Raw genomic sequence first — 25201 nt, forward strand, 5'->3', positions numbered from 1 at the left:
TGCTTAATTTGTCGATATAGGGTTTATTTGTCGTTTTACCAATCCATCAAACAAGTGGTCATTTGGCTCATCGATACGAGATAACTTTATCTAGTGGCGTCAGGAAAGGCAAAAATATAATTGATATTTCGTTCGAAGTTATCGCCTTTTTTTAAGATATTGTTTGGAAAAGCTGAATGATTAGGCGCATCTGTATACCCTTGCGGTTCGAAACAGATGGCCGCAAAAGGCTGAAGTGATTTACGCTGATTGACGCGCTGATAAGGTAGATGTTCTGCATTGTAGACAACCATGACGGGCAAATCAGTACTGACGGCTAAAGAAAATCCGGTATCGGGAGCCGTCAATCGTGCAACTATTGCTTCGTCAGCTCGCTTTTCCGGAAGAATATAGGCTGTATCAATGATGTTGTTGCCAATTGGACGTTCATGATTAAAGTCTAAGTTAAATGGTATTTGCCCTAACTCGCCAGTTGGCATCATTTGATGGTCGGTGACGATCATTTTTTGCGCATCCAGCCACAATTGCTGCTTACTAACATGATCATCTGAGGCAGAAAGGTTAAAATAACTGTGCTGTGTTAGGTTGAGCAAGGTATTCTGATCACAATGGGCGCGCAGGTTTACTTTTAATTCATTCTGATTGGTTAAGGTATATTTCACCCAAACATGAAGATTACCCGGATACCCTTCGTCACCATCAGGACTGAAGAGATGTAGTGTCAGGGCAGCTGATTGCTCAGTCACCTCTATATTTTCTGGTTGCCACCAATGCTGATCAAAGCCGCTATGTCCACCATGCAAATGATGCTCTTGTATATTAGCCGACAAATGCAGCATTTGTTGTTGTAATGGTGCTTTAGCATAACCGATCCTTCCAGCGTGGCGCCCGATGATTGCCCCCAGATGCGGATTATTTCGACGATATTCAGCACTGGCGTAATCTTCTGCTCGATTGAACCCCAAAACGCATTCAATGAGTTGTTGCTGTTGATTGGGCAGACATAATGAAGTGATGGTGGCACCAAAATCCATGATTGAGACTTGCATGCCGGCTTGATTCGTCAATGTCCATAATATGGCTTGCCGACCATCTATTGTGCCAAAGGGTTGGCTCTTTATCGTGCAAGTAGATGAGTTATTTTGTGCCATCATGATTTGCCTCTTCATCCAATGACTGTAGGAAGGCTAGTTTTTCCGCAATTTTGACTTCTAGTCCGCGGTTAACGGGTTGGTAAAATTCTGGCTCTGCCATTCCTTCGGGCATATAGGTTTCGCCGGCTGCATATGCATGAGGCTCGTCATGAGCATAACGATAATGCCGACCATAACCCAATTCTTTCATCAATTTGGTTGGAGCGTTACGCAGATGAATAGGAACTTCATTTGAAGGATGACTTTGTACAAACGCTCGAGCTTCATTGTAAGCTTGATAACCGGCATTGCTTTTGGCTGCACAGGCAAGATACAACACGGCCTGTGCCAAGGCCAATTCACCTTCCGGACTGCCCAGACGTTCATAAGTCACCGCTGCTTCATTGGCAATTTGCACTGCGCGTGGATCAGCCAAACCGATATCTTCCCAAGCCATACGAATGATTCTTCTGGACAAATAGCGCGGATCTGCTCCGCCATCTAGCATGCGGGAAAACCAATATAATGCGGCATTAGGGTGCGATCCGCGTACAGATTTATGTAAGGCCGAAATCTGATCATAAAAGCTGTCACCCCCTTTATCAAACCGGCGCAACTGTGTCCCAAGACTATTGGCAGTCAGTTCAGCAGAAATGATGGTCTGTTGTTGCGATTGGGCCGCCCGGAGCAATTGTTCCATCAAATTAAGATAACGGCGCGCATCGCCATCAGCGCTATTGATGATCATGGTCTGGGCGTCGTTGTCCAGACTAAATTGCTTAAACTCGGGCAAGCTCAACACTTTGTGCTGTAGCTTCTGTAATTCTTCCGCTTTAAGAGAATGCAGGGTGTAGACCTGTGCTCGACTCAATAACGCTGGATTGACCTCAAAAGAAGGGTTTTCAGTGGTTGCGCCAATAAAGGTCAACAAACCGCTTTCGACATGCGGTAAAAAAGCATCTTGTTGAGATTTATTAAATCGATGCACCTCATCCACGAACAAAATCGTACTTTGACCGTTTTGTAGAGCCAATTCAGCTTTCTCAATGGCTTCACGAATATCTTTTACCCCTGAGAATACTGCTGAGATTGGTAAAAAATGGGCATTAAAACTTTGTGCAAGTATACGAGCCAGAGTGGTTTTGCCTACACCCGGTGGTCCCCAGAGCAACATTGAATGTAGTCGACCACTTTCAATGGCCACGCGCAATGGTTTGCCAGCGCCAATTAAATGTTGTTGACCAATAACATCATCTAATGACTGTGGGCGTAACTGCTCAGCCAAGGGGGAGAGCGGTTTTTGACTAAATAAATCCATAATCTGCTATTCTGTTAGCCTTAATTGTGTATGGTGTTATTGTACCTGAAAGCACTATCTTGTCAGTGCTGTAGTTGTGTAGTTAGTTAAAATCAAGGCGGAGTGCAATCAGAAGATGTAAAGATTTGGTTATCACTTGGGTGTGCTTGATGAGCTAGCCGTATTGACGTTGCAAGTGGTTGATAATGAATAAAGCTTAGTGTCGCTGATGTTGTGTAATATGCTTTGGCTTTATTTAATGGTTTGAGATGTAATTTGATGATTAAATTCAATTATATACAGGCTAAATGTGATTTGAAAATTCTGAGAATATGTATTAACTATCTATTCAGTAGGATGTCGAGTTTAAATTCGATTAATCTAAGTTGTTAATTTTCACTCGGCATTATTTGCGGATTGCGATACTATGTGTCAAATTCTTTATTTTAATTTGCTTAAAATCATGTGGGAGAAGTGATGAAATACATTAGCACCCGAGGACAGTCAGCACCAAAAAGTTTTAGTCAGGCGTTGATGGCAGGGTTGGCTGAAGATGGTGGTCTACTATTACCTGAATCTTATCCGCATATCGATGCGCACACTTTACATGACTGGCGCTCATTAAGTTATCCCGAACTGGCTTTGCAAATTATCAGTTTGTTTGCTACTGATATTCCTAAAACTGACCTAAAAGCCATTATTGATAAAACTTATACTAAAGAGATATTTGGTACCGAAGAAATTACGCCGGTTCGAACTTTAAAAGATGGCATCAAAATAGAAGCCTTGTCTAATGGTCCAACTTTGGCCTTTAAAGATATGGCGATGCAGTTACTGGGTAATTTGTTCGAATATGTATTAGCTCGTGAAAACCGCATGCTCAATATTATTGGCGCAACCAGTGGTGATACCGGTTCGGCGGCGGAATATGCATTGCGTAGAAAAGAACGCGTCAATGTTTTTATGCTCTCTCCGTATGGCAAAATGAGTGAGTTTCAGCGGGCACAAATGTATAGCCTGCATGAGCCAAATATATTCAATATTGCTGTGCGTGGCATGTTTGATGATTGTCAGGATATTGTTAAAGCACTGCAAAATGATCATGCTTTCAAGCAGCACTATCATCTGAGCACGGTAAACTCCATTAATTGGGGGCGTATCATGGCGCAAATAGTTTACTATTTCAAAGGCTATTTTGCCGCCACCAACTCAAATGAGCAAAAGGTTTCTTTTTGCGTGCCAAGCGGAAATTTTGGTAATGTGCTGGCAGGGCATATCGCTCGTAATATGGGGCTGCCTATTCATCGTTTACTTGTCGCAACGAATGAAAATGATGTATTAAACGAATTTTTCACTTCAGGGCATTATCGTCCTCGCGATGCGGCGCATACTTTCGTTACATCCAGTCCATCAATGGATATTTCTAAAGCTTCGAATTTTGAGCGTTTTATCTATGATGTACTTGATCATCAGCCTGAAGAAGTTCGTCATTTATGGCAACAAGTGAGTGAGGGCAAAGGGTTTGATCTGAACCAGCTTATGCATAAAATTCAGTACCAATTTGGCTTTGCTGCGGGCAAAAGTGTTCATGCCGATCGGGTGCAAACGATAGCTCAAGTGTATGCTGAAGATGGCGAAATTATCGACCCGCATACAGCGGACGGAGTCAAAGTTGCGCGCGAACTGCGTGATATCGGTGAAGTAATAGTTTGTCTGGAAACGGCCAAAGCTGCAAAATTTGCAGAAACGATACGAGAGGCCATAGGAGATGACATAAACATACCTCGCCCGGAAAAATTATGTCATTTAGAAGATTTGCCACAAAAAGTGACCGTTCTGGAAAATGATGCTCAGGCTGTCAAAGAGTTTGTGCAAGCGCAATTGGATCATTAGTTGTTATTCGACTTTTAATTTTGTTACTGTAACAAGCAGTCACAACAGCAAAAGCAATAAAACTTGATTTGGGTAATCACACCATGATGTTTCTGGCACGAAAAATGGCCAAGGGTTCTTCAAGTAGTGGATAGCATGCCGAATTTTATGCATGAGTAATTAAATGGTTTGACCCAATCACTTGGTGATTTGGCGGCAAAAGCCCTATGTGACTAAATTTTCGTGGAAATTGCTAGCGATTTGATATAACACTATATATTCAGCAAATAAAAAAGCCAGCAGATAAAACATGCTGGCTTTTATTATAGTTAGAAATTATCTGGATTTTCCAGTTTGTCTACCTTTTGTTTCAGCTCTTCAGGTGTCAGCGTAATTTCTTCACTAGGATCAGAAGATGATTTTGCTACCGCTACAGGATTATAAACAGAAATATATTCTGTCCCATCTGCCCGATCTTCAATGGTATACATGACACCACTGCGGTTAAAACGATGACACTGGCGTTGATACCAGCCTCTAAAGCCTTTTTTAGGTTCATTCGGATTGTAATAAAACGCATTCAGCACTTCAGGCAATCCAAGACCACAGACTACACCAGACAACAATACACAAATAAATGTATAGCCAATCAGGATATCGCTATATTTGGCTAAAGCCGGCATATTGGCCACCGCCAGAATCAAAGCTAGTGAGATACCACCGCGAACTCCGCCCCATGACAAAATAACCAGACTGCCGTGATAACTTTTTTTATACACTTTCGGAAAGAGAATGAATGCCAAAATATTGCCGAGAAAGCGGCTGATATGAAGCAGAATAAAGGCGACAACACCGCCGATAACAATCGTTTTGTTGATATCAACAATAAATAATTCCAGACCGATTAATGTAAACAAAAATGAGTTAATGATTCCCTCAACGGCATGCCAGAAATTATTCACGTCGTCGATTTCTTTTTTCTGTAACACTTCCTGCCATTTATTACCTACGATTAATCCGGCAACGACACAAGCGATAGGACCGGAAGCATGGGCAAAATAAGCAACCAAATATGAGCCCGATGCCAGTAAGGCTGTAGTCAAAATCAAGGATTCATTTTCATGTTTTCCATGCAGTAATCGCAGCGCGCCACTACCGAACACATAGCCAATGATCACGGCGACAATAATTTCATAAAAGAAATTTTCCACCACACTGATGGGAGAGACATGTTGACCACTGATCAAGGTCAATATGGTCATAAACACCACGATACACATCGCGTCATTAAATAAGGACTCGCCTTCAAGTTTAACCATTAAATGCCGTGGCGTTCTGATGGAGCTTAATACCCCTTTGATGCCAATTGGGTCGGTGGCACCCAAAGCAGAGCCCAACAACAATAAAACCATAATAGGGACATAATCACCCACCAGAAATTGGAAAGCATAAATCATGCCACCAAACAGCAGGGAGCAGAGTAGTAGGCCTAATGTCGCTAAAATAAGAATTTGGCGCCAATACCGTTTGAGATCTGATATTTTGAATTTCAATGCAGAAGAAGTTAGAATAAAGCAGATTACCCCATTAAGCAGGAAATCATAAAAATTGATATGTCCAACCGCCGCTTTCAAAGCCATAATATCTACATGGATAAAATGGTTGCGTCCAAATTGATTCATGCACCATTGGAGTGAAAAGACCAAAATAGCTGAAACAATAGGCACCCCGATCGCTTGAGGCATATCAAACAGGCGCTTATTCAATAACGTTGTCACAATCGACAGCGAAAAAATAACTGTTACTGCTTGAAGAAAAAGTACACTGCCCATGCAAATATTTTCCTGTTTAAATTATGGTGAGCTAAAAATTTAAATATTGATACTTAAAGACTACAATAATAAAACTGTTTGACTCAATTGGCTATTAAGCACATATTGAGCATATATCTTTCTGTTCGAAATTTTAAATAGATTTCGAACGCAGTTTAATTTGAAATGGTTAAAATCACATTTCTGTGACCAAATAGTTGATTATCAAACCGGGTAGAAAAATGACGCCGGATAAAGCCACATAAAGAACAATATCAATTATTCAATCAGAAAAATTCTGAGTAATAAAGCTAGAATCGATACTTTGAATAGGCATAAAACCAATACATCAACCATCTTGGAAGTTCAGCACCAACAGTTATTCCTTTATCGACTTAGCAAAGTATCTGTGGTCTAACAAGTTTGACTGATATCCAAGATGATTATTTTACCAAATTTTATGACAGAGATAAAAACTGGACTTTAAACGTCAAATTCATCCAGAAAATCAGGCGAAGGAATGAAAAACAACGTGCCTGTTACCGGCGTGCTGAAGTCCAAAAGTCGATCTGTGTGTCCTTCAGCATTTCCACTAAACATTTGCTTTAGCATTTGATGGGTCACGGCAAAAGAACGCGAATAACCAATGAAAAAAGTGCCGTATTCATTTTTAGATGCCTGAGAGAAGGCAACATTGGCACGGATAATTTTCATTTCATTGCCATCTTGATCATAAACCTTGCTAACATTGTTATGCGCTGTAGCCGGTTTTTCTTCATCGGATAACTCAATATCATTAAAGCGACGCCGCCCAATAACTTTTTCCTGTTCTTCTACAGGTAGCTGGCGCCAAGCTTGCATATTATGCAAATATTTTTGCGTAAATGCATAGCTACCATATCGAAATTCAGGATCTTCATCACCGATTAAAGCAAACTTAGTTTTGTCACACTCATCTGGATTTTCTGTACCGTCGACAAAGCCGATAATGGCGCGTCCGTCCAAATAGCGAAAACCGCTGACTTCATCAATATAATAAGTGGCATCACCTAAAAGCTCGTTGATCATCGCCGCCATTTCAAAACAAATGTCCTGACGATCCGCGCGTATGTGGAAAAATAAATCACCAGAGGTGGCTACGGCTGTATGCTTCGGTCCTTGTATCGGAGTAAACGGAACCAACTCTTTAGGTTTGGGTTTACCCGGTCTTAACTTATCCCAAGCATCAGAGCCAATACCCATTAAAGCATTAAAATTCTCACCATAAAAACGGTTTTGCATACTGCGTAGCAGCGCAGAAAAACCAGTGGCAAATTCAATTACTTTGGCATAGGACTCTGGATTATCTGTGATGCCTAATGTGATAAACAAAACACTTTTACCCGGAGAGGCTATGACCGGAGAAGTTCTTACTACTGTCATTATTTGTTTCCTTAAACCATTTAATACTGATACTTCTATAGAAGATTGGTTTTTGAGACCAAAGTTGACTGGCAAAACTGATGTCAATCAATGACTATATTTTCATTTTTTGCGAAGAAAAACCAAAAGGGGAAGAAAATATCATTCATCTCAATAATCAAACTTGAACTGAATATGGGGATAATTGGTTTTCTATTAAGCATAAATTAATTAAATTATTCTAATTTTACCGCAAAATTGAACAAAAGCTCTCTGTAAAACTCATTTTTATTTTAAAATAGAATGATTACTCATAATTATTATCACGGTAGAGGATAATGCATCACTCTTTTCCATTAGTTGAAACCATAGTCGGTGGTTTATTTTTCGCTTTCATCCTTGGCTTTGCTGCTCAAAAGCTGCGTATGCCGCCGTTAGTAGGATATTTATTTGCGGGTATCATCGTTGGGCCTTACACCCATGGCTTTACCGCAGATATGCATCTTTCTCAGCAATTGGCTGAGTTAGGTGTGATTTTACTGATGTTTGGAGTGGGATTGCATTTCTCTTTTCGTGATTTATGGACGGTTAAAAAGGTTGCCATACCCGGAGCATTAATACAGATCATCATGGCTACCTTGCTGGGATGGGGTTTGGCCTGGCTTGCCGGTTGGGGGACAGGAGCCGGTATTGTTTTTGGGCTGGCTTTATCTTGCGCTTCTACCGTTGTATTGATTGCTGCTTTACAGCGTTGGAATTTGGGCGATTCAACCCAAGGCAGAATTTCAACCGGCTGGTTGATTGTTGAAGATATTGCCATGGTATTTGTTTTGGTTATGATTCCAGCATTGGCTCCTATTCTATCCGGTCAAGGAGATGTCTCTTCTACAGAAGTCATGTATTTGTTGGGTAAAACCAGCATTCAGATCATCGCTTTTGTCGTGATTATGCTGTTATTAGGTCGAAAGATAATCCCCTGGTCTTTACACATTGTGGTTGGTACCGGAAATTCTGAATTGTTTCGTTTGGCGGTTATAGCAATTGCATTGGGATGCGCCATTTTAGCCAATTACCTGTTTGGGGTTTCTTTTGCCTTAGGGGCATTTTTTGCCGGCACCATCATCAGCGAAACCAGCATGAACCACACCGCTGAAGATGCGTCCAGCGGTTTGCGCGAGTTCTTTACCGTATTGTTTTTTGTTTCCGTAGGTATGCTGTTTGACCCCAGTATCATTATTCGTGAACCATTATTGTTAATGGCTACGTTGCTTGTTGTGATTATTGGTAAAGGGGTAGGTGCGTTTATGATTGTCAGGTTATTGCGCTATCCTGTTCAGACAGCATTGACTATTGCCATTGCTTTAGCCCAAATTGGTGAATTCTCGTTCATGATCGCCAGTCTTGGTTCTGTTTATAAAATCATACCGCAACTAGCCAGCGATCTGATCTTGGGTAGTGCATTAATCTCAATAATATGTAACCCTTTTCTATTTGTTTGGCTCAACCGTTATCTGCATAAACCATCATCTTCTGAAATGGGCACATCATCAGTGCAACATGAAGTTGATTTATTATCAGCCAAGCCGCATGCCAAATTAGCCTCTCCAATCAAACCTATTTCCATCTATTTTGCGGATGAAAATATGGTTATTGCCCCAGAAGTGAGTGAGCATACCGTTATAGTTGGTGCAGGATCAATCGGGCAGGAAGTGTTAAAACGGCTACAACTGCAAAATGAAACGGTGTATGTACAAGAGAATCGGCTAGATATCGTGGCTCAGTTACGAGCGCAACAAATTCCAGTGGCGTATGGTCATGCTTTATCAGAAGGTATGCTTGATGCGGTGTTTGTAGCTACGGCAAAAAATTTAATTATTACCATTCAGAATAAAACTGAAACCATAGCGATTATTGAAGCTGCCAAAGCGCAAAATCCACATCTGCAAATTATTGTTTTTAGCCATAATGAAGATGACAAACAGCTTTATTTACAAGCTGGAGCAACAAATGTGGTGGATAATCAAATAGTCTTGGCGAATGAAATCATGCAAGTATTAATGTAAATGCGTGGCAAGATTGCTGTTGAATCACTGCTATATCAAAGATTCAAAAAAGAATGTCGATAGATTTCTGATATTGAATATTTCTGAAGTAGGAATTAATAATGAAATCAATCCACGGTATAAATTACGTTTGAATGATTTAAAACCCAGGTTGCTGCACTGTATTAAGGTATCCATCATCTTACTTAATGAAGGTTAATCGAAGTGCAGCATCTGGTTTTTTGCCTAAGCTTACTGATTTTTTAGTCGTTGAGCGGCATCCAGCGCATAGTAGGTCAGTATGCCGTCGGCTCCTGCACGCTTGAAGGCCAGCAAGCTTTCCAGAATGACCAGATTAGGATCAAGCCAGCCATTTTGGATGGCTGCCTGTAACATGGCGTATTCTCCTGAAACCTGATAAGCATAGGTTGGGACAGCGAACTCATCTTTAACGCGACGGATAATATCCAGATAAGGTAAGCCTGGCTTAATCATCACCATATCTGCACCTTCGGCTATATCCATAGCAACTTCGTGCAATGCCTCGTTGCTGTTGGCCGGATCCATTTGGTAGGTATATTTGTTGCCTTTACCCAGATTGGCGGCACTACCTACAGCCTGACGAAATGGTCCATAAAAAGCGGAGGCATATTTGGCTGAATAAGACATAATGCGGGTATGAATGAAGCCGTTTTCTTCTAATGCTGCCCTGATCGCACTTATACGACCATCCATCATATCGCTGGGCGAAACGATATCAACGCCTGCTTCAGCATGAGAAAGGGTTTGTTTGATGATGGCTTCGATGGTTTCGTCGTTAAGAATATAGCCATGTTCATCGATTACGCCATCCTGACCATGGGTAGTGTAGGGATCGAGTGCCTGATCGGCCATGACACCCAATTCGGGGAAACGGGATTTGAGGGCGCGGATGGCACGTTGAATGATCCCGTTTTCATCCCATGCAACCCGTCCATCACTTGTTTTGAGTGATAAATCAGGGACACCAAACAGATCAATAACCGGAATGCCCAATTCTAAAGCCTGTTCAGCTACTTTTAATAATTCATCGATTGATAAACGTTCTACTCCTGGCATGGATGGCACCGGAATTCGCCCTTTTTCTTCATGGACAAATACCGGCAAAATAAAATCGCTTGCAGTTAATGTGTGTTCGCGCATCATGCGTCGAGAAAACTCATCATGTCGCATACGGCGCATGCGCGTATTGGGCATGGTTCGTGGTGGGAAATTCAATTTATTCATCCTTTACGAGGCGTGAAAGTGTCTTTGAGAAAAGTTAATACCTAGGGTATTAGAATAGTCTATGATTTGGGGATTATTTTAATCGTTTTTGCTGTGTGTTTCTAAGGCTATTTCTTAAACAATAAGTAATGTTGCTTAAATGAATATTGTAATTGGTTGACTATATTGCTTCATCACTGGCCTCAACAGAGCTGAAATATAGTTTGCGGCAAGCGATTATTAATTCACAGCGTGAAGTTGGTCAAAATCACGGTATCTCAAGGGCAGAGCATGATCGAACGTGGTGTAGCATTAGTTCAGTTATCTCAAAGTATTTAGTTTTTTAACGGCTGGTAATATACTCAGTTTGATTATTTTTTGGTGATGCAGCTTGCAAGAATTCGATGCATTTTTTTTTATTAATTTTGACACCTTTGTATGTAAAAATAGTCATGAAGGTGTTTAAATTACTTAATATGGGTAGGTGAGCAGTGGGCGAAGTGGTTAAGCGCTTGGGATATTTGATACTGGGTTGGCTTTCAGTGGGTGTTGTATATTATGGAAGTGTGTATTTGCAACAGGATCCTATTTTGCTGGGATACAGTCTTGTAGATAAGTCGATACCATTTACAGAACATGCTGTGTGGCCTTATCTGTCGTTTTTTCTAATTATTCCATATTGTTTTTTATCTGCTCCCTATGCCAATATTCGCTGGATGAGTTTTAGCTTCATTGGTTGTGGGCTGATAGCAGGCATTTGTTTTGTTACTTATCCAACCATGGTAGATTTTGCGGCTACCCCTCCTATTTCTGTCAGTTCGTTTCTATACCATAAAGTTTTAATCTCAGATGTGAATGTTAACTGTTTACCATCTCTACATGTAGCCTTAACGGTTGTTGCCATTTGGGGAGCGGTTAATTTTAGCCATAAGTTGCGCTCGCTAGGATTAGTGTTATGGGGAATATTGATTTGTTTGTCCATTATTCAATTGCGTCGACATGTTTTTATCGATTTAGTTGCTGGTCTGATGCTGGCATGGGTAGTCGGTTACGGAATGCGTATGTGGTTAAACTATGTTAATCAAAGCTGAGGCCGATATTTTTGCACGCTATTTATCCCATTTCATCTAGATGCACTGGTTAGCAATGAGAAACAATGCCATATGCAAATACTAAATCCTTAATGAGGTACTCTAAATGCCAATTTATTTCAGCTCATTCTAATTGGTTTTTACCGCCACACCGCCTTGGTCCATCATCTGCGGAATGTTGTTGGATCATTACTGAGTCAAGGTAAGTCTGACGATGCATGGCTTTAACTGTTTCTTCGGCGCCTTCCTAAGCACTTTAAACAGAGTAAACCAGCACATGCACGCAGCAGCTTGGAAAGCATTGGCTATAAGGGGGTAGATTTCTGATTAGGTTATTTGGTCCATAGCCCTCAGTCTCCTGAGCTTTTTTAAATCTTGAAGCAAAATTTTGCCTGCTGCTGGTGTTGCTCTTTAGTGGATGATTTTCGATACGCTTTTAAAAGTAATTTTCAATCTCATACAACAAGAGAAATCTGATTATTTAAATGTCATTTTTATGCATGATGAATCTTGGTTTTGAAGCATTTTAATGATAATCGATTAAATCAGGTCGTATGATTTTAATCTATTTAGGGCGGTCAGCTTTGGGGGTGGCATACCAATATCCCAGTCCCATCAGCATAACGCCAGAAACAAGATTACCCACTGTAACCCAAAGGAGGTTGTGAGCAATACCTGTTAAGGTCAATGCTGCGCTGTGATGACCAAACCAAGACAAGGCAAATAAAGTCATATTGGCTACTGAATGTTCATAGCCACAGGCGATGAAGGCAAAAAGGCACCACCAGATGACGATGAGTTTTGCCGCACCTTCTACTCTGTTTGCCATCCAAATGGCCAGGCAAACTAACCAGTTACATAATATTCCCCGAAAGAAAAGGGTGATGGCAGGAGCGGAAGTTTTTGCCAAGGCGACACTGTGTACCAGACTGGTTTCAGAGGATAATAATGGTGTCGCGGCGTAATAATACAATGCGGCGACAAAAATAGAGCCAAGTAAATTAGCTAGCCAGGTTTGAGGTAAGACAGCACACATCTGCACAGGGGTGATGCTTCTACATTTAACGCCAAAGGTTAGAAACATGGTATGGCCGGTAAATAGTTCTGAGCCGGCGATCACAACTAAAGTTAAAGCAATACCAAATGTAGCCCCCATGACTAAGGGGCGTAAAGACGGTTCGATCAGGTTACCTAAGGTGAAAATTAAGATGATGCCCAGACCAATATAAGCGCCAGCCATAGCAGAACTAAGCCAAAAACTGACAGGGTTGGCTTGAGCTAAACGAACAATCCGTGCGGCATTGGCTGCACATTTATTAATGGTATCGGTGTACATATTGATCAATAACCTTAAGAATGGCTGTGATGTGATTAGGTTTTAAAAGGGGGTGTATTTTACTTTAATTTGGCTGGCTAAGTTTGAGCAGCTGAGTCAAATTTTTTGTACTTTTTTTAAGTTGCAATTGGGCTCAATTTAATAAAGCAATTTATTCAGGTTCTAATATGGCATATAAAGGCAGATGATCAGAAAGTTTTTGCCACGGCAAGCCTTTTAATGGTTTAGCCTGCAATATCTTCAAATGACGAGTGAAAATCCGGTCTAAACTTAATAAAGGTAATCTGGCAGGAAAGGTTTTGGGGGCTTTGCGATAGTGATAAAAAGCATCGGTCATGTCCAGTTTTAAGCCCAGATTATCATGTGAGCGTTTACGCCAGTCGTTAAAATCTCCGGCTAAGATGAGCGGACTTTCGGGATTAATCTCTGTTTCAATGTATGTCAGAATGGTTTGGTACTGCTTTTTTCGGTCTGGCTCGAGTAAATTCAGATGGGCGCATAGACAAACTAAGGGTTCAGACCAATGGGGAAGTTGGATTTCACAATGCAACATGCCCCGTTGTTCTCGGCTATTAACGCTAATATCCAGATTATGCACAGTGGTGATGGGAAATTTGCTTAATATAGCATTGCCATGATCACGATATTTGTACTGCGCATTGCGACCGTAGCTAATATGGTAAGCCATATGTTCACTTAATTCCTGATAATGAGGTCGCTGCGGGAAATCTGGAATGGATTCTGCCCGTTTGCTATTTTTACCTTGAACTTCCTGCAAAAACAGTATATCCGGTGACAATTGTTGTAAGGCAGTGGCCATTTGGGTAAGTTGCACTTTGAGATTGAGTGCAGACATGCCTTTATGGATATTATAAGTGGCAATGGTAATGGTGTTCATAGGTTTATAAAATAGAGCTTACCAGTGTTGTGGAAGCTGGACTAAAGCTTCACGATTGGAGGGCGAAAAAACCATGTCGATGGCTTTCTGAATGGAGAACCAGCCATATTGCAGATGTTCATGTGGTGACAATCTGATGGGTGTGGTGGAGCTGACACCAAGAGAGAACACATGTTCGGTGTTGTGTGTTACTTCTGGAGCATAGCGATGACGCCAATGGGGATAAATTTCATATTGATTAATTTGATGCCAATCATCAATGGCAGATGTGGTGGCCAAAATCCCAGTTTCCTCAGCCACTTCACGAATGGCGGTTTGCTGTATGGTTTCCCCAACTTCCAGACTACCGGTTACTGATTGCCAGAAACCGGGTTTGTCTGCACGTTCCAGTAATAAAATCTGCTGCTGGTCGTTGTAAATAACCACCAAAACAGAGATGGGTTGTTTATAAGGTTTATTATTGATCATGGGTTGAGGTATGTGTTGTGCTTATGGAGTGATTGCTGGAGTCATTGGCCAGATTATTCAGGTTTTGTTCCGCAGTAGTGCCAGTTAATGCCTGATTGTGTAACGCAATTGGATCAGCCTCGTCATTCAGTATGCGTACTTCTTGTTGAGGAAATGGAAATTCAATGCCTTCCTCTTTAAAACGGTTCCAAATCTCCAATAATATGGCTGAATTAATACTCATAAAGCCATTTTCAGGGTCTCTGATCCAATAATTAACGTATAAATTAATGCCCGAATCGGCAAAACCGGTTACATAACTATTTGGTCTTGGCTCTTCGCAGGTTCGTGGCTGTTTAATCGCCGCTTGTTTGATGATTTCCAACGCTTTGGGCAGATCAGTATTGTATGCAACCTGTACGGTGAGGTTATTAGACATAATTCTGCTAGAGTAAGAATCATTGATCACGGTATTGGAAACGAACGTATCGTTGGGGATCAGAGCTTCCGAGCCGTCACTACTGCGTAAAACGACAAACCGTGCGGTGATTTTAGTAACATAACCTGTAAAATTATTGATATTCAGACGATCGCCAGGGCGCACAGAGTGGTCGGCAAGAATAATGAATCCGGAAACATAATTGCTGGCAATCTTTTGTAAACCTAGTCCCAGTCCGACACCTAAGGCTCCGCCAAATACCGACAGCATGGTTAAATTAATCCCAACCATCGGTAGCGCAATCAATACAGCAATGACGACAAACAGTGATTTAATTAATTTAGCCAAGACATATCGTAGATTCACATCTAATCTGTTGGCCTGCAAAATGTGCTGTTCGGTCATACGTGAAAGCCACAAGGCAATGATGATGGCTATGCCAACGGTGATCGAGGCGGTAATGACGGTAAACAGGCTAAGATTGGTGGAACCAATGGGTAAAGACAAAGATTTTAATAATCGGATAATAAAGGTATCCAGATTGGTTAGCCATAAAATGAAACAAACCCATAATATTTTTGATAGGTTGCGTTCATAATGATCATTAAAATAATTATTTGGAATGGCATTGTGTAATACAGACAATATAATTCGTATGGCTATCATCCAACGAGCGGTAAAAGCAACCAGTTGCAGCCATAAGACGGATTCAACCATCGTTACCCGCCAGATAAATATGGCAAAAATGGTACAAACTAGTAATAAAACTGGCCAAACAAGGCGTAAAATTAAATGGCGGAGAAAAGGAAATTTGACCAGACGTTCGTTAAAACGAAATTTAACGATGATTTTTTTGCTAATCCAGTAAGTAAAAAGCATTAGCAATATGGAAATAGCAAGTTCCAGCCAGCCCTTAGGAGAATTAAAACTGTGCGCCAACAGGCGCGCCAGAAATTCTTTACGGGCAAACATGGCATCAAAATAGTGATTCATAACACAACATATTTAATAAAAATTAGGGTTTATGTTAGGCATTTATGCAGAATCTGTAAACTGTTAATAGCGTTAATAACTTGATGCCTAAGCCACTTTGATTTTTAGGGGTTAATTTAGCTTAATCTAAGTAATCATTGTGTTATTAAGAAAAGAATTTGAAGTTCTGCTGCCACAAGCTTGCACCAGAGCCTAAGACTGATGGTTGCATATCAGCATTGTATTTGATTCAGATAACAAAAGCGTATATAATCTTCGCTTTTCAACCTTGCCCTTTGCACTTCGCATGGCAGAGGGATTGATTAGCCACAAGGAGTACACATGCGTCATTATGAAATCGTGTTCATTGTCCATCCGGATCAAAGCGAACAAGTCGGTGCGATGGTTGAACGCTACAAAGCCATGATCACCGAAGCTAATGGTACTATTCACCGTCTGGAAGACTGGGGTCGTCGTCAACTGGCTTACCCAATCAACAAAATTCACAAAGCACATTATGTGTTGATGAATGTTGAAACCACTCCAGAAGTAATCAATGAAATTGAAACTGCTTTCCGTTTTAATGATGCAGTGTTGCGTCATTTAACTGTAAAAATGGATGCAGCTGTGACTGAAGCTTCTCCAATGATGAAAGACGAAAAGTCTAAAAATCTGCTTACAGGTAACAGTGCAGAAGCGGCTGCTGAAACCGCAGAAGCTTAATTGATAAAAATGAGTATGAATTGCTAAATCAGCTAAGCCTATGTGCACAGATTAAAAGTTTAGATGATCTGCGCTATACCCCTGCTGGGTTGCCGGTTTTAACCATGTGGCTTTTACATGAGTCATGGCAAATTGAACTGGAGCAACGTTATCTGGCAAAAGTAGAGATTCAGGCCAAAGCATTAGGCGATTTAGCAAAAAACTGGATGTATCAACCCGGCGCTATGGTTGAAATCAAAGGATTTCTGGCACAAAAGGGTGTCTACCATTCCCGCCCGATACTACATATCCAACAAATTCGTGAATATAAAGGTTAAACGACATGGCTCGTCAATCATTCAAACGTAGAAAATTTTGCCGCTTCACTGCGGAAGGTATCAAACAAGTTGATTATAAAGCAGTAGATTTATTGAAAGATTTTATTACTGAAAATGGTAAAATCATTCCTGCACGTATTACTGGTACTAAAGCGCATTACCAACGTCAGCTGTCAACTGCTGTAAAACGTGCACGTTTTCTGGCTTTGCTGCCATACACCGATCAACATAAATAATAAGGAAGATTTATTATGCAGATTATTTTGTTAGAAAAAGTCGGTGGCCTGGGTAATCTGGGTGATCTGGTTAATGTTAAAAATGGCTATGCTCGTAACTACTTGATTCCTCAAGGTAAAGCTCAGCGTGCTAATGCTGCTAATTTGGCTGCCTTCGAAGAGAAACGTGCTGAATATGAAGCTCAACAAGCCGCAGTTTTAGCTGATGCCGAAGCGCGTAAAGTAAAAATTGATGGTCAGAGTATCAATGTTGCTCAAAAAGCAGGTGTGGATGGTCGTCTGTTTGGTTCTGTAACCACGCACGATATCGCTGAAGCGATTAAAGCTGCATTGAATGTTGAAGTTACTAAAGCAAATATCCGTTTGCCTAATGGTCCTTTGAAAGCAATTGGCGAATACGAAATCGAAGTTGCTTTACACAGTGATGTTGTTGCTGCTGTGACTGTGACTGTTGTCGCTGCTGCTGAATAAGATTTATCCAACAGAAATTGACCAAAAAAGCTGTCTAGAAAATTCTAGACAGCTTTTTTTTTACCAACTAGGAAAAAATAGATTAGACTACTATCCTGCTTTAATAAGGAACCATAACAATGAGACTTGCTTGGATATTAGGTTTCGCCATATTGCTTGCCGGGTGCGAAAGAGTAAAACAACCAGCAGAAAAGCCTTTAAAGCCCCTAACTTCGGCATCAGCAACTGCAGTAGAAAATGATAAATTTGGCATAACAGATAGTGGTCTGGATTTGGTACGTCGAAGTGATGTCCAATCATTTATGGCCAATGAATTACAAAAAGGGCATTATTCGCAGCAGCAACTTAATGAATTTTTCCAAAATGTGCAGTTTAAACCAAGTATTATAAAGGGGATGGACAGACCAGGAACTTCTTTGCCTTGGTATACCTTTGCCCAAAATAATGCCAATAATTTGCGCATAAATAATGGTAAAGTGTTTTGGAAAAATCATGCCGAAACACTCAAATCTGTCTCTAAACGCTATGGAGTGGCTCCTGAATTATTAGTGGCAATCATAGGGATTGAAACCAATTATGGCACCACCATGGGGTCTTATCGTGTTGCCGATGCCTTGACGACGCTGGGATATCATTATCCTCGGCGTGCGGCATATTTTCAGCGAGAATTGGTTGAATTTTTGCAATTAGCATATGAGGAAAAGCGTAATCCCCTCAGTTTCAAAGGCAGTTTTGCAGGCGCTATGGGAATGCCGCAATTTATGCCATCTAGTTACCGACAATATGCGGTTGATTGGGATGGTGATGGTCAGCGAGATATTTGGGGTAATACTGGCGATACACTGGCGTCGGTAGCCAATTATATGAAACAGCACGGATGGAAGACCGGTCAGCCGATTGCCGTACCCGTTAATTTACAGATAACACCGCAAATACAAGCGATTATAGATCAACCAACAGAATTAAAATATACCGCCGGTCAGCTACGTCAGTTGGGTGTGGTTATTCCTTCAAACATTCAAGATCAGGAAAAGGGTATTCTATATCAGTTGGAACGGATGCCTGGAAAGTATGAATATTGGTTTGGTTTGAATAATTTTTATACGATTTGGCAATATAACCATAGTCGGCATTATGTGGCCGCAGTCAGAAAGATTGCAAATAATGTGAGCTATTCGTCTGCCAAACTTTAATTTATACCTGAAAGCACATACAGCCATTTATGCCTATAGATGGCTGTTTGCTTATAAGCAATCAAAGTTTACTACCTGAAAAGGACTGATCTTTCTTGTAACCCCAAATAGAGAGATGCTACGCCGGCAAGTAATTCAACAATGCTTTACATAACCACCTTGTCTGTATTTGGCGTGGGAAGAATTTAAAATAAGATAGAAGATTATTGTTTGCAGCTAGTCAATACGATAATTTTATTGGTGATCACTATGGGACTGCTACGCGGATAAAACTGAGTTCTGTTTGAATCTAAAGCTTGAATTTCACCGCTTAGACCTTATTAAATATGGGTACTAGGGATTAAACCAGTTACACAATGGTAGATAGTCTACGTTTTACTTTTACTTTGTTGCCTGGTTTTTAGTTACAATAGGGTGGTTTGTGATCTTCTGCTGATGAAGTATCCATTTTTTGAATTGATTTTGCTGCACTGCAGCTGCGGATGGCTATGACTTATCAAGTATTGGCGCGTAAATGGCGACCGAAAAAATTTGCCGACTTAGTCGGTCAGGAACATGTGGTCAAGGCATTGGTCAATGCTCTGGATAAGGGAAGATTGCATCATGCTTATTTATTAACCGGAACGCGTGGAGTGGGCAAGACCACCATTGCGCGAATACTGGCTAAAAGTCTAAATTGTCCTCATTCTGAACATGGCGAACCATGTAATCAATGTAATTCTTGTCAGCAGATCGATGCCGGACGCTTTGTTGATGTGTTGGAAATCGATGCCGCTTCTAATACCGGTATAGACAACATACGAGAGGTGTTAGAAAACGCGCAATATGCTCCCACTATGGGCAGTTATAAGGTCTATATCATAGACGAGGTACATATGCTGTCCAAGAGTGCTTTCAATGCTATGTTGAAAACACTTGAAGAACCGCCAGAACATGTTAAATTCATTCTGGCAACAACCGATCCCCAAAAAGTACCGGTCACAGTTTTAAGCCGATGTCTGCAATTTGTCTTGCGTAATTTAAATAGTACTCAAGTATATGATTATTTGGTCTACGTACTTCAGCAAGAACAAATCACCTATGAAGATACTGCTTTGCATTTGCTTGGACGAGCTGCTGCCGGTTCGATGCGCGATGCACTCAGTTTGCTTGATCAGGCGATCGCGATTGGGTCTGGGCAGGTAACCGAAGCCGATGTGCGTAATATGATTGGCGCGGTAGATAAAAGTTATTTGTATGGGCTGCTAGAAGCCTTGGCGAATCGAGACGGACAAGCTTTATTGTCCAAGGCTGCTGACATGACGAATCATGCCATTGGTTTTGATGGTGCGCTGACCGAATTAGCTTTACTGCTGCAACAATTAAGCTTGATGCAAACGGTTCCAACGGCCATTCAGGCTGATGATCCTGAATATTCTACGTTATCTCGCTTGGCCAGTTTATTCTCACCAGAGCAAATCCAGCTTTACTATCAATGTGCTTTGCGCGGTAAGGCTGACTTGCCTTTGGCTCCAGATGAACATGCCGGATTTATCATGACTTTGCTGCGCATGCTTGCCTTTACGCCGCTCGCTGCTTTATCTGAACAGCGATTGCACGGGCAAATAGCCGGCAGTGGATTAAAAAATGCGACCGCTAATGAAACTGTGCCGCAAAGCGCGAATACTGGAGAGGTCAGCGCATTACCACCTGAAGAAGCTAGACAAGCTGAATCTCAGTCATCAACTTCAGATTTGGCAAAACCTTCTCCTGCCAATGCTGATGCTGGTCAGCAAAAAGGAGCTGCATCTACTGGGCTCGATACCTCAGTAGACCAGACGCCTGCTGCAGATTTAGCGACGATCACTGCGGATGCAACCGCAACAATACCAGTTGCACCACCAGATGATTTCATGGCCGAAGAGTCTATCATCTCCACAGAGATTGTAGATATACCGCAAAGTGTGCCGACTAATGATTTGCCTACGGCCAAAAGTGAGGCAGATGATGCCACTGCGGTTGAGCCAAGCCACGAGTCATCTGCGACATCGCAAGCTGCATCTAGTACGTTGGCAGAAAAACTACCAGAATTAACTGCTGAGAATTGGCCCAAAATTTTATCGCTATTGGCACATAAACTGGGTGCAGTGCAGCTCTTCAGTCAACATTCAGCAGTGGCTGACTATAATGAGCAAAATGGTGAATTAACTATTGCATTAGCTCAGGAGGGGGAGCCTACTGCCAATAGAGAATTGTTGACACGTTTGGCTGATAGTTTATCGGTGGCTTATGGCAAACCGATTCATATCACAACTTGTGCCTGGACAAACCAATCAACTTTAGAAACGCCAATTATGCGGCAACAACGCTTGAAAGAACAGGCGCAACAACAGGCACAAGCCAGCCTTGAAGCGGAACCATTTGTACAAGATCTGATGAAAACGTTTGATGCCAATTGGGTAACCGAAAGTTTACAACTACGTGATTGAGTATTGATTAAGAATTTTGCCCTTTAAATTTAAGATATAAGGAAGTTAATATGTTTGGAAAAGCAGGTTTAGGCGGTTTGATGAAGCAAGCTCAGCAAATGCAAGAGCGTATGAAAAAAGCGCAGGCAGAGCTTGCGAATGTTGAAGTAGAGGGTGAGTCTGGTGCTGGTATGGTTAAGGTGACCATGAACTGTCATTATGGCGTCAAACGTATTCATATTGATGATAGTTTATTGGCTGATGCTGTCGAAGATAAAGAAATGTTGGAAGATTTGATTGCTGCTGCGGTGAATGATGCAGTGCGTAAAGCAGAAGCGACTTCATCAGAACGTATGGGACAATTTACCCAAGGGATGAATTTACCAGCTGGTATGGGTGATTTTTTTAAATAATCTATTTAGGGAGAAAACGCTCGGTTGAGTTTTTTCTCCCAAATGATCAAGCTTTATTTTTGTCTGTTCTCACTTTTTCGTCTTTCATCTGACGGTCAATACTTGCTGCTAAGTGTCTTTGAGTTAAACCATTTCTTTAGCGATGAGAAAGAGATTGTTGATCACTGATGTGCAGGTGATTTAATCTATTATTTTGTTCACTACGAAATTTTTTGATGAGTACACTATGAGTACTAAATCTACAGATGCGCTAAGCCGTCTAACTAATGCTTTAAAAGTCTTGCCTAATGTTGGGCCGAAAACAGCGCAAAGAATGGCTTATGAATTATTACAACATAAACGTGCAGGTGCAGAGGAGTTAGTGGCAGCCATTCAAGCCGCTTTATTGCAAGTGCATCATTGCCGTTTGTGTAACACTTTTTGTGAAGGAGATTTATGTGACATTTGTGCAGATCATGAGCGCAATCCTAAGCGGTTGATGATTGTACAAATGCCGGTTGATGTGGCCAGTATGGAAGCGGCAAATTGTCATGATGGCTTATATTTTGTGTTGATGGGGCAGGTTAATCCAGCGCAAGGTGCGGATTTGCAAGCCATTGCCTTAGAGAAACTGATCTCTCGATTGCAGCAATATGAGATTGAAGAAGTGATCATTGCGACCAATTTTACCGCTGAAGGTGATGCGACTGCCTATATTCTGTCGCAACTTCTACAAAATTTTCCGGCTAAAGTGACCAGATTGGCGCGCGGTATGCCGTTAGGTGGTGAATTAGAATATGTAGATGCAGGAACGTTGGCACAGGCGGTTTATGAACGCCGTAATATCAAATAATTCGCACTTTTTAGGAGTTGATTGATTGTGTCACTATGGATTTAATGCATGCATTATCAATTAGATGATGATCATGCTAAATCTGCATCCTAGCCAACAGATTTTATTTTAATGGTCTCATTTTAGAATTTTTTTAACACGGCACAATGGCTATTCAAGCAGTTGTATTGTGGCAAACCGTTATCAATCCATTCACTTTCGTTTTATTAATGATTTAATTCTACGCAAAGATCAATCGTATTTTGGCGTTTGAAGTATGGCATTTTCAAAACATTGATAGGATCAAAAAGGCAGCCGGAATAAAGCCCCATGCCTGATCCTGATCAATTTTCATTGTTCAAATATCATCTTAATCTAGATTTATACTTGCTTTGGTTCGCATCTTTATTTCCACGTTGACCGCTTGGATACAAGGTGGAAATAGGCGAAAAATGTTTATAAACAAAGCAACCTTAGGTTCTTCACTTACTTATAAACCATATTCATCTTATTGATCGGCAATCAATTGATCGCTTTTCTTCATATCGAATATAGATTCTCTATTTTCGGCTCAATGCTGCTGTTAACGATGTCTTTTAGGAATGTTAGCCTTGCTTCACGCTGTCGCTAAGAAAGAGCTGGTAAGCAGCATTATCGGTTTGATCATAATAGTGATAACCGACATTATTTAAAAAAGCGGTAAATTTACTGGAATCGGCAGGGGGAATATCAAGTCCAACCAGCACGCGACCAAAATCGGCACCGTGATTGCGATAATGAAATAAGGTGATATTCCAATCTGATTGCATGTGGTTTAGAAAACGTGCCAATGCGCCTGGCCGTTCTGGAAATTCGAAGCTGATCAATCTTTCATTAGCAACTTTGTTGGTGCGCCCCCCAACCATATAGCGAATATGCAGTTTAGCCATTTCGTTGTGGGTTAGATCTAAAGTAGGCAGACCATGAGCGTTTAAATCAGCTGCAATTTGCGCCAGATCAGCGGCATTATTGCTTTGTATGCCGACAAATATATGCGCTTTTTGGCTATCTCCGTAGCGATAATTGAATTCGGTAATGCTACGGTTGCCGATCAAATCGATAAATTGTCTAAAACTTCCTGGCTCTTCCGGAATGGTGACGGCAAATATACCTTCATGACTTTCGCTCAGTTCACACCGTTCGGAAACATGGCGTAACTGATGGAAATTCATATTGGCACCGCTGGCAATGGCTATTAGGTTTTGCTGCTGACATTGTTCTTTGGCAATATACGCTTTTAAACCTGCTAAAGCGAGAGCGCCAGACGTTTCAGTAATACTGCGAGTATCATCAAAAATATCTTTGACAGCGGAGCAGACAGCATCTGTATCAACAGTAATAATATCGTCTAATAAATCCCGGCAAATCGCAAATGTCTCTTTACCAACGAGCTTAACTGCGGTGCCATCTGCAAATAGTCCAACTTCTTTGAGTTCAATTCGTTTACCTGCGGCGATGGATTGTTTCATACCACACGCATCATCTGTTTCTACACCAATTACTTTGATTTCAGGTCGCACATTTTTGATATAAGCGGCAATACCTGCAGCCATACCACCACCTCCGATGGCAACGAATATGGCATCAATTGGCTGATGACGTTGCCGCAATATTTCCATGGCGATGGTTCCTTGACCTGCAATGACATCGGGGTCGTCAAAAGGTGGAATATAGGTGAGTCCACTTTCAGCCACTAATTTCATGGCGTGGTCATAAGCGTCATTATACGATTCTCCGGCTAAGACAACTTTACCACCACGTTTTTTGACTGCATCGATTTTGATTTGTGGGGTGGTTTTGGGCATAACAATGGTGGCGGCACAGCCAAGTTTCTGTGCTGACATAGCAACACCTTGGGCATGGTTACCGGCAGAGGCGGTGATGACGCCTTTTTGTAAGATGGCTTGGTCTAATTTAGCCATTTTGTTATAAGCGCCGCGAATTTTGAAGGAAAATACCGGCTGTAAATCTTCTCGTTTAATCCAGATATGGTTTTGCAGACGATCAGACAGGTTTGCGGCGTAATTCAGTGGTGTTTCGATGGCAACATCGTACACAGCGGCATTGAGTATTCGGGTCAGATAGTCTGAGTAGGCATTCATATTCATTTTGAGGAAAGTAGGTGGGTATAATGTATCGAGCATCTTAAAATGGACAATCCGTATCTTTGCAGGACACGGTAAGACACAGTTTGTTAACAGAACTGATAAAATGTTCATTTTTTTATACTAAGGTTAATTTTATCAGTATCTGTTAAATATCTCTATGCTTAGGCTGCATAATTCGACATTAAGTTAATTTAAAGTTTCAAACAATTGTAGAAGCCAATTAATGATACTTGCTTTCTGCTGTATGCAATCTTTGCTAGAAAATGTCAAAACTACAGCATGATTGAATTGCAAGGATTGGTGAGCATTTTTATTAGAGGATTTTAGGCTGAAGTGATGTCAATTAATGGTAGCACCAGAGATTCAGTTTAAGCTTAAGAATTTTATCGTATTTGATTGTTATTGTTACTTATATGCAATTTAAAATATGCTGAATGCACAGTGGTTTATGCTAAAAAT

The 25201-nt window shown here is 41.1% G+C and carries 21 protein-coding genes; 11 read left to right on the plus strand and 10 right to left on the minus strand.

The window, feature by feature from the left end; translation table 11 throughout:
- Positions 1 to 86: 86 nt before the first annotated feature.
- Positions 87 to 1154, minus strand: coding sequence for an aldose epimerase family protein (locus J3U68_RS03850; RefSeq protein WP_267374815.1), 1068 nt, complete (start codon positions 1152 to 1154; stop codon positions 87 to 89).
- Positions 1138 to 2454: a replication-associated recombination protein A gene (locus J3U68_RS03855; RefSeq protein ID WP_323811437.1), complete on the minus strand. Its 1317-nt coding sequence runs from the start codon at positions 2452 to 2454 to the stop codon at positions 1138 to 1140. Before J3U68_RS03855 ends, J3U68_RS03850 begins: the two co-directional genes overlap by 17 nt.
- A 453-nt stretch (positions 2455 to 2907) precedes the next feature.
- Here J3U68_RS03855 and thrC point away from each other — a divergent pair, with 453 nt between their 5' ends.
- Complete coding sequence (thrC, locus tag J3U68_RS03860; RefSeq protein WP_267374819.1) at positions 2908 to 4323, plus strand: threonine synthase; 1416 nt, start codon at positions 2908 to 2910, stop codon at positions 4321 to 4323.
- A 308-nt stretch (positions 4324 to 4631) separates the two neighbouring features.
- Here the strand turns inward: thrC and J3U68_RS03865 are convergent, their stop codons facing one another.
- The gene (locus tag J3U68_RS03865; RefSeq protein ID WP_267374821.1) at positions 4632 to 6134 is read right to left on the minus strand and encodes a cation:proton antiporter; all 1503 of its coding nucleotides are present in this window, start codon (positions 6132 to 6134) and stop codon (positions 4632 to 4634) included.
- A 462-nt stretch (positions 6135 to 6596) separates the two neighbouring features.
- On the minus strand, positions 6597 to 7535 hold the full coding sequence (locus J3U68_RS03870) for a Dyp-type peroxidase (protein ID WP_267374823.1): 939 nt from the start codon (positions 7533 to 7535) through the stop codon (positions 6597 to 6599).
- 317 nt (positions 7536 to 7852) lie between these two features.
- On the opposite strand from J3U68_RS03870, the gene J3U68_RS03875 reads away from it, so the two are divergent.
- Positions 7853 to 9577 (plus strand): cation:proton antiporter, encoded by a 1725-nt coding sequence (locus tag J3U68_RS03875; protein ID WP_267374825.1) that lies wholly within the window; start codon positions 7853 to 7855, stop codon positions 9575 to 9577.
- A 231-nt stretch (positions 9578 to 9808) separates the two neighbouring features.
- Here J3U68_RS03875 and hemB read toward each other — a convergent pair whose 3' ends face one another.
- Entirely contained in the window at positions 9809 to 10822 is a 1014-nt protein-coding gene (hemB, locus tag J3U68_RS03880) for a porphobilinogen synthase (RefSeq protein WP_416384626.1), read from the minus strand.
- A gap of 470 nt (positions 10823 to 11292) precedes the next feature.
- Here hemB and J3U68_RS03885 point away from each other — a divergent pair, with 470 nt between their 5' ends.
- Positions 11293 to 11892, plus strand: coding sequence for a phosphatase PAP2 family protein (locus J3U68_RS03885; RefSeq protein WP_267374827.1), 600 nt, complete (start codon positions 11293 to 11295; stop codon positions 11890 to 11892).
- Positions 11893 to 12457: 565 nt separating this feature from the next.
- Here J3U68_RS03885 and nirC read toward each other — a convergent pair.
- The 4 genes from nirC to J3U68_RS03905 form a co-directional block, all read right to left on the minus strand.
- Complete coding sequence (gene nirC, locus J3U68_RS03890) at positions 12458 to 13228, minus strand: nitrite transporter NirC (RefSeq protein WP_267374829.1); 771 nt, start codon at positions 13226 to 13228, stop codon at positions 12458 to 12460.
- Between the two features lie 151 nt (positions 13229 to 13379).
- Positions 13380 to 14126 (minus strand): endonuclease/exonuclease/phosphatase family protein, encoded by a 747-nt coding sequence (locus tag J3U68_RS03895; RefSeq protein ID WP_267374831.1) that lies wholly within the window; start codon positions 14124 to 14126, stop codon positions 13380 to 13382.
- 18 nt (positions 14127 to 14144) lie between these two features.
- A complete protein-coding gene (gene nudB, locus J3U68_RS03900) occupies positions 14145 to 14594 on the minus strand; it encodes a dihydroneopterin triphosphate diphosphatase (protein WP_267374833.1) in 450 nt (149 codons plus the stop codon).
- A complete protein-coding gene (locus J3U68_RS03905; protein ID WP_267374835.1) occupies positions 14584 to 16005 on the minus strand; it encodes a mechanosensitive ion channel family protein in 1422 nt (473 codons plus the stop codon). The genes nudB and J3U68_RS03905 overlap by 11 nt, the downstream gene beginning before the upstream one ends.
- 321 nt (positions 16006 to 16326) lie before the next feature.
- Between J3U68_RS03905 and rpsF the strand changes: the two genes are divergently transcribed.
- From rpsF to recR, 8 genes are all read left to right on the plus strand, one after another.
- Positions 16327 to 16707, plus strand: a complete 381-nt coding sequence (gene rpsF / locus J3U68_RS03910; protein WP_267374838.1) for a 30S ribosomal protein S6 — start codon at positions 16327 to 16329, stop codon at positions 16705 to 16707.
- Positions 16708 to 16727: 20 nt separating this feature from the next.
- Positions 16728 to 17024, plus strand: a complete 297-nt coding sequence (gene priB / locus J3U68_RS03915) for a primosomal replication protein N (protein WP_267374841.1) — start codon at positions 16728 to 16730, stop codon at positions 17022 to 17024.
- 5 nt (positions 17025 to 17029) lie between these two features.
- Entirely contained in the window at positions 17030 to 17260 is a 231-nt protein-coding gene (rpsR, locus tag J3U68_RS03920; protein ID WP_025330416.1) for a 30S ribosomal protein S18, read from the plus strand.
- Positions 17261 to 17275: 15 nt separating this feature from the next.
- Positions 17276 to 17731 (plus strand): 50S ribosomal protein L9, encoded by a 456-nt coding sequence (gene rplI, locus J3U68_RS03925; protein ID WP_267374860.1) that lies wholly within the window; start codon positions 17276 to 17278, stop codon positions 17729 to 17731.
- 119 nt (positions 17732 to 17850) lie between these two features.
- The gene (mltB, locus tag J3U68_RS03930) at positions 17851 to 18924 is read left to right on the plus strand and encodes a lytic murein transglycosylase B (RefSeq protein WP_267374862.1); all 1074 of its coding nucleotides are present in this window, start codon (positions 17851 to 17853) and stop codon (positions 18922 to 18924) included.
- A gap of 488 nt (positions 18925 to 19412) precedes the next feature.
- Positions 19413 to 21392: a DNA polymerase III subunit gamma/tau gene (dnaX, locus tag J3U68_RS03935; RefSeq protein WP_267374864.1), complete on the plus strand. Its 1980-nt coding sequence runs from the start codon at positions 19413 to 19415 to the stop codon at positions 21390 to 21392.
- Between the two features lie 50 nt (positions 21393 to 21442).
- Entirely contained in the window at positions 21443 to 21784 is a 342-nt protein-coding gene (locus J3U68_RS03940; protein ID WP_267374866.1) for a YbaB/EbfC family nucleoid-associated protein, read from the plus strand.
- A 226-nt stretch (positions 21785 to 22010) separates the two neighbouring features.
- Positions 22011 to 22616, plus strand: coding sequence for a recombination mediator RecR (gene recR, locus J3U68_RS03945; protein WP_267374868.1), 606 nt, complete (start codon positions 22011 to 22013; stop codon positions 22614 to 22616).
- Positions 22617 to 23200: 584 nt separating this feature from the next.
- Here the strand turns inward: recR and ilvA are convergent.
- Positions 23201 to 24778, minus strand: coding sequence for a threonine ammonia-lyase, biosynthetic (gene ilvA, locus J3U68_RS03950; protein WP_416384627.1), 1578 nt, complete (start codon positions 24776 to 24778; stop codon positions 23201 to 23203).
- Between the last annotated feature and the right edge of the window lie 423 nt (positions 24779 to 25201).

The sequence above is a fragment of the Snodgrassella sp. B3882 genome (genome assembly GCF_026535915.1).
In the GTDB taxonomy this organism is placed as follows: Bacteria; Pseudomonadota; Gammaproteobacteria; order Burkholderiales; family Neisseriaceae; genus Snodgrassella.